Raw genomic sequence first — 6,409 nt, forward strand, 5'->3', positions numbered from 1 at the left:
GAGGCGGGCCGGCGAGGGATCACGCTTCGCCATCCAGCTCGGGGTAGTGCCGGAAGATGCCGTTGGTGTTGAACGCCAGGCGCCGTTCGGAGGCGAGATAGGCGGCGATGTTGGGCCGGGTTTCCACCCGGTCCTTCAATGCACGCAGGTGTGGCAGCGTCGGCCACAGCGCCTGCATGCGGCGCGGGAACATGTACTCCAGCCCGCTCAGCAGCTGGAACAGGGAGAGATCCACGTAGGAATGCTCCCGCAGCGGGTGCCGCCCGCCGTTGTGCTTGAGCACGTTCTCGAAATAGCCCAGGAACTTGGGCATGCGCTCGCCGCGCATCGACGCGGCGCGCGCGTTGGCTTCGTGCTTCTGATCCTCGTAGTACGCCGACATCGCGATCGGATGGTGGGTGTCGTGGACCTCGGCGACCAGATCGGCGATGGTCAATTGCAGCTGGAGTGCCTGCTGCCGCCGTGAGCTGGCATCCGGGACGAGGCCGAGTTCCGGGCCCAGGTGGTCCAGGATCGCGCCGACCTGGGCGATCACCTGCCGACCGGTACGCAGAAACGGGGGAGCGAATGGCTGCAGGCCTTCAACCTTGCCCTGCAGGTACGGCTGCATTACCGCATCGCCATGGACGCGCGCCATATCGGTGTAGCCCGCGCCGGCATCCTCCAGCGCCAGCCGCACGAACTCGCCGCGGCCCTGGATGCCGGTCCAGTAATACAGTTCGTAATGCATGCCGCCACTCCGTATGGAACCGGCCTCCAGCATGGCCCGTGCTGCCGAAAGCAGGCGTGAGCGCAGCGTGGTTCCCGTGCTAGGGTCGAGCGGGGATGTTGATGGGAGTACGCGATGCGGAAGTGGGTCCTGGGCATGTGCGTGGCAGTGTTGCCCGCCACGGTGGCGGCCGATCCGGTGGCACTGCACGATGGGTTCGGCTACAGCGATGCGGTGCTGCGTGCGGAACTGACCACGTTGCGTGCGATGAGCGGCGCATCCGGCCCGCGCCGGCACCTCGGTGCAGCGGGCTACCATCGTGTCCGTGGCGAGCTGGCCGCCTCCAACCGTGCCGCACGCCAGTGCCTGGATGAAACCCGCGATGCACCGCCCGCGCTGCAGGGGCTGGCGTTCCTGTGCGAATCCACCCTCGCGGGCAATGCGCTGATCGAGGGTGATATCGCCGGATGGGCGCGCCTGATGCTGCGCGTGCGCGAGGACTACCAGCGCACCATCGTGCCGATGCTCCGGACCGGCGATGAAGTACCCGATGTCACCCGGCCGGTGTTTGCGTCCTTCACCACATGGCCGCGCAGCGCGCTGCCCGCAGCCGAGCGGGCGCAGGACGTGGCGGTGCCGATCCAGTTCAGCAATGAGCTGCCCTCGGTGACCCTCACGCTGCACGGCACGCGCGAGGGCAGGCCGGTCGCCCACGAGGCCGCTTTCATCGTCGATACCGGGGCCCCGCGCTCGCACATCAGCCGCGCGCTGGCCGAGTCGCTCGGCCTGGCGGTCACCGAGGGCTTCGTGGTGTCGCGCATCGTCGAGGGCGATATCCAGCAGGCTGGCCTGGTGGCACCGATCGATATCGAGGTGGGTGGGCAGCGGGTGCGTGATGTGTCGTTCAACAGCGAGGCGGCGCGCGAGCTCAACCTGATCGGCCTGGACGTGCTGCGCGCGCTGGGACGGATCACCCTCTCGCGTGAAACGCTGACGCTGCTGGGCGCACGGACACCGGCAGCGTGCACGCGGCGGACGGTCTTCACCTCATCGCTGTGGGGGCCCTTCCAGCAGGTCCGCTTTCCGATCCGGGGCCGCGAGAACAACCTGATGCTGGTCGATACGGGCTTCCATGGGGCCTTCCAGATGCGTGGTGCGCCGCGCTCGTCGGTGCCGGCCGCCGCGATCCAGCGCAGGAACGTGATCACCACGCGCGGTGCGGAGGACATCGAGTACGCGCCCGCCAGCACGCCACTGCAGGTCACCGATACGTTGAGCGACATTGCCGTGGATATCGCGTTCCAGCCACCGGATCTGTTCCCGTCGTCGTGGCGGATCGGCTACGGCGTCACCGGGGGCTACACCGTGGTACTGGACCTGCCCGCCGCGCTCGGCTGCCTGGTCCCGCAGCCGGCCGAACCATCGCTTCTGGCCCGTCCACCGACGGCCTGACGAACCCTGAATCGGCATCTCATCCACCCTTGAAACACGCCCCCGTAACCGCATTTCAGGGACAGTGCTGGCACGGCCAGCCCCGTTTACATCGAGGACAAGAACATGCGGATGGACAAGCTTACCTCGCGTTTCCAGCAGGCGCTGGCCGACGCGCAGTCGTTGGCCGTGGGCCGCGACCACAACATCATCGAACCGGTGCACGTGTTCAGCGCGCTGCTGGACCAGCAGGGCGGCAGCACGCGCCCGCTGCTGGCCCAGGCCGGCGTCAACGTGCCGGTATTGCGCGAACGCTTGAATGAAACCCTGGAGGCCCTGCCCAAGGTCTCCGGGCAGGAAGGCAACCTGTCGATCGGCAACGATCTGAACCGGCTGCTCAACAACACCGACAAGCTGGCCCAGCAGCACGGCGATGCCTTCATCGCCAGCGAGTGGTTCGTGCTGGCTGCGGTGGACGATGGCGGCACCCTGGGCATGGCGCTGCGCGCCGCCGGTGCCGACAAGAAGAAGATCGAGACCGCGATCGACAAGGTCCGCGGCGGCGAGACCGTGCAGTCGGAAAACGCCGAAGACCAGCGCCAGGCGCTGGAGAAGTACACCATCGACCTGACCGCGCGGGCCGAGAGCGGCAAGCTGGATCCGGTGATCGGCCGCGATGAGGAAATCCGTCGCACCATCCAGGTCCTGCAGCGCCGCACCAAGAACAACCCGGTGCTGATCGGCGAACCCGGCGTGGGCAAGACCGCCATCGTGGAAGGCCTGGCCCAGCGCATCATCAACGACGAAGTGCCCGAAGGCCTGCGTGGCAAGCGCGTGCTCTCGCTGGACATGGGCGCGCTGATCGCCGGCGCCAAGTTCCGCGGTGAGTTCGAAGAGCGCCTCAAGGGCGTGCTCAACGACCTGGCCAAGAGCGAAGGGCAGGTGATCCTGTTCATCGACGAGCTGCACACCATGGTCGGTGCGGGCAAGGCCGATGGCGCGATGGACGCCGGCAACATGCTCAAGCCGGCGCTCGCGCGCGGTGAACTGCACTGCGTCGGTGCGACCACCCTGGACGAATACCGCAAGTACATCGAAAAGGATGCTGCGCTGGAACGCCGCTTCCAGAAGGTGCTGGTCGGCGAGCCGAGCGTGGAAGACACCATCGCGATCCTGCGCGGGCTGAAGGAAAAGTACGCCGTGCACCATGGCGTGGAAATCACCGACCCGGCGATCGTCGCGGCGGCCACGCTCTCGCACCGTTACATCGCCGACCGCCAGCTGCCCGACAAGGCCATCGACCTGATGGACGAGGCCGCCTCGCGCATCCGCATGGAGATCGACTCCAAGCCGGAAGAGTTGGACCGCCTGGAACGGCGCCTGATCCAGCTCAAGATCCAGCGTGAAATGCTCAAGAAGGAAAAGGACGATGCCTCCCGGCAGCGCCTGGCCGATCTTGAAAACGACATCGATACGCTGGAGCGCGAGTTCTCCGACCTCAACGAAATCTGGAAGTCGGAGAAGGCAACGCTGCAGGGCGCGACGCGGATCAAGGAACAGATCGAACAGGCCAAGCTGGAGCTGGAATCGGCGCAGCGCCGCCAGGATTTCGGCCGCATGAGCGAGATCCAGTACGGGCAGCTGCCGCAGCTGGAGAAGCAGCTCGCGGCCGCGCAGGAAGTGGAAACCAGCGAGTTCAAGCTGGTGCAGGATCGGGTCACCGCCGAAGAAATCGCCGAAGTGGTCTCGCGTTGGACCGGCATCCCGGTCAATCGCATGCTGGAAGGCGAGCGCGACAAGCTGCTGCGCATGGAAGACATGCTGCACAACCGCGTGGTTGGCCAGGAAGAGGCGATCAAGGTGGTCTCCGATGCGGTGCGGCGCTCGCGTGCGGGCCTGTCCGATCCGGATCGCCCGAGCGGCTCGTTCCTGTTCCTGGGGCCGACCGGCGTGGGCAAGACTGAACTGTGCAAGGCGCTGGCCGAATTCCTGTTCGACAGCAGCGACGCGATGATCCGCATCGACATGAGCGAGTTCATGGAGAAGCACAGCGTCGCGCGCCTGATCGGTGCGCCCCCGGGGTATGTGGGCTACGAAGAAGGCGGCTACCTCACCGAGGCGGTGCGCCGTCGCCCGTACTCGCTGATCCTGCTGGACGAAGTGGAGAAGGCGCATCCGGATGTGTTCAACATCCTGCTGCAGGTGCTCGACGACGGTCGCCTGACCGATGGCCAGGGCCGCACGGTGGACTTCCGCAACACCGTCATCGTGATGACCTCCAACCTGGGCTCGCACCAGATCCAGGACATGAGCAGCGATGACAGCCCGGAGGCCTACACGCAGATGAAGGCGGCGGTGATGGGGGTGGTGCAGGCGCACTTCCGCCCGGAATTCATCAACCGCCTGGACGACATCGTCGTGTTCCATCCGCTGGACAAGGTGCAGATCAAGCAGATCGCCCGCATCCAGATGCAGGGCCTGGAAAAGCGCCTGGCCGAGCGTGGCCTGCGTATCGAGGTCAGCGACGGGGCCTTCCAGCTGCTGGGCAACGTCGGTTTCGATCCGGTCTACGGCGCCCGCCCGCTCAAGCGTGCGATCCAGTCGCAGCTGGAGAACCCGCTGGCGCAGAAGATCCTCTCCGGCGAGTTCCTCAACGGCGATGTGATCCGGGTCGATGCGGCCGAAGGCAAGCTGGTGTTCGTGAAGGGCTGAGCCCCGCGCGCACCGGCGGCCTGATAACCGTTGGGCCTCACACCATGCATGTTTGGCATGAACCCCCGCTTCGGCGGGGGTTTTTTGTTCGGTATCGTCGGCATTCACCTGGAGACGATGCGCTATGTCCGAACACGGCAGTCCCGAATCACAGTGGCGCGCGGAGACCATCGCGGTGCATGGCGGTTACCGGCCTGACCCCACCACCCGCGCGGTGGCGGTGCCGATCTACCAGACCGTCGCCTACGCCTTCGATGACACCCAGCATGGCGCGGACCTGTTCGATCTGAAGGTGCCGGGCAACATCTACACCCGCATCATGAACCCGACCACCGATGTGCTGGAGCAGCGCATCGCGGCGCTCGAAGGTGGCATCGGTGCGCTCGCACTGGCCTCGGGCCAGGCCGCGATCACCTACGCGATCCAGACCATCGCCGAGGCCGGCGACAACATTGTCTCGGCCAGTGCCCTGTACGGTGGCACCTACAACCTGTTCGCGCACACGCTGCCGCAGTTCGGGATCGACACGCGCTTTGCCGACTACCGCGATCCGCAGGCGTTCGGCGCGCTGATCGATGACCGCACCAAGGCCGTGTTCGTCGAATCCATCGGCAACCCGCGTGGCAACATCACCGACATCGAAGCGGTGGCGAAGATCGCACATGCGCATGGCGTGCCGCTGATCGTGGACAACACGGTGGCGACACCGTACCTGCAGCGCTCGTTCGATTTCGGCGCGGATATCGTGGTGCATTCGCTGACCAAGTACCTCGGGGGCCATGGCACCAGCCTGGGCGGGGCGATCGTGGATTCCGGGCGCTTCCCCTGGGCGGAGCACAAGCAGCGCTTCCGCCGCTTGAACGAGCCGGACGTGAGCTACCACGGCGTGGTCTACACCGACGCACTCGGGCCCGCCGCCTACATCGGCCGCGCGCGGGTGGTTCCGCTGCGCAATACCGGCGCGGCGATCTCACCGTTCAATTCCTTCCTGATCCTGCAGGGCATCGAGACGCTGGCACTGCGGCTGGACCGTATCAACGCCAACACCCTGGCGGTTGCCAGGCACCTGCAGGGCCATGCCAAGGTGGCGTGGGTCAACTACGCCGCGCTGCCCGACCACCCCGAACACGCGCTGGTGCAGAAGTACCTGCGCGGCCACGGCTCCGGCGTGCTGACCTTTGGCCTGCCCGGTGGGCGCGCTGCCGGCGCGCGCTTCCTGGATGCACTGCAGCTGTTCACCCGCCTGGTGAACCTCGGGGATGCCAAATCCCTGGCCACGCATCCTGCCTCGACCACGCACCGGCAGCTGGATGCGGCCGAACTGGAGAAGGCGGGGGTCAGCGAAGACACCGTGCGTTTGTCGGTGGGCATCGAGCACATCGACGACCTGCTGGCGGATCTGGAGCAGGCGTTGGCCAAGGCGTAGTGGCAGGCCCCACGGCGGCCGGCGCGGGCCGGCTGCCGTGGGGGTCTTGCCATGGCGCCATGGAATTCTCCGGCATGGGGGTAGAGCCCCCCCCACCGGGGGGGGGCGGGGCCCGCAAAAAACCCCCCCCC

The 6,409-nt window shown here is 66.6% G+C and carries 4 protein-coding genes; 3 read left to right on the forward strand and 1 reads right to left on the reverse strand.

Going from position 1 to position 6,409, the window contains the following annotated elements; genetic code table 11:
* Positions 1-19: 19 nt before the first annotated feature.
* The gene (locus ABE483_RS16450; RefSeq protein ID WP_346482054.1) at positions 20-730 is read right to left on the reverse strand and encodes a glutathione S-transferase; all 711 of its coding nucleotides are present in this window, start codon (positions 728-730) and stop codon (positions 20-22) included.
* Positions 731-844: 114 nt separating this feature from the next.
* Here ABE483_RS16450 and ABE483_RS16455 point away from each other — a divergent pair, with 114 nt between their 5' ends.
* The 3 genes from ABE483_RS16455 (at position 845) to ABE483_RS16465 (ending at position 6,278) form a co-directional block, all read left to right on the forward strand.
* Positions 845-2,161, forward strand: coding sequence for a retropepsin-like aspartic protease (locus ABE483_RS16455; protein ID WP_346482055.1), 1,317 nt, complete (start codon positions 845-847; stop codon positions 2,159-2,161).
* Positions 2,162-2,266: 105 nt separating this feature from the next.
* A complete protein-coding gene (gene clpB, locus ABE483_RS16460) occupies positions 2,267-4,852 on the forward strand; it encodes an ATP-dependent chaperone ClpB (protein ID WP_346482056.1) in 2,586 nt (861 codons plus the stop codon).
* Positions 4,853-4,976: 124 nt separating this feature from the next.
* Positions 4,977-6,278 (forward strand): aminotransferase class I/II-fold pyridoxal phosphate-dependent enzyme, encoded by a 1,302-nt coding sequence (locus ABE483_RS16465; RefSeq protein WP_313212521.1) that lies wholly within the window; start codon positions 4,977-4,979, stop codon positions 6,276-6,278.
* Positions 6,279-6,409 lie beyond the last annotated feature (131 nt).

The organism is Stenotrophomonas sp. TWI602, from assembly GCF_039674045.1.
In the GTDB taxonomy this organism is placed as follows: Bacteria; Pseudomonadota; Gammaproteobacteria; order Xanthomonadales; family Xanthomonadaceae; genus Stenotrophomonas.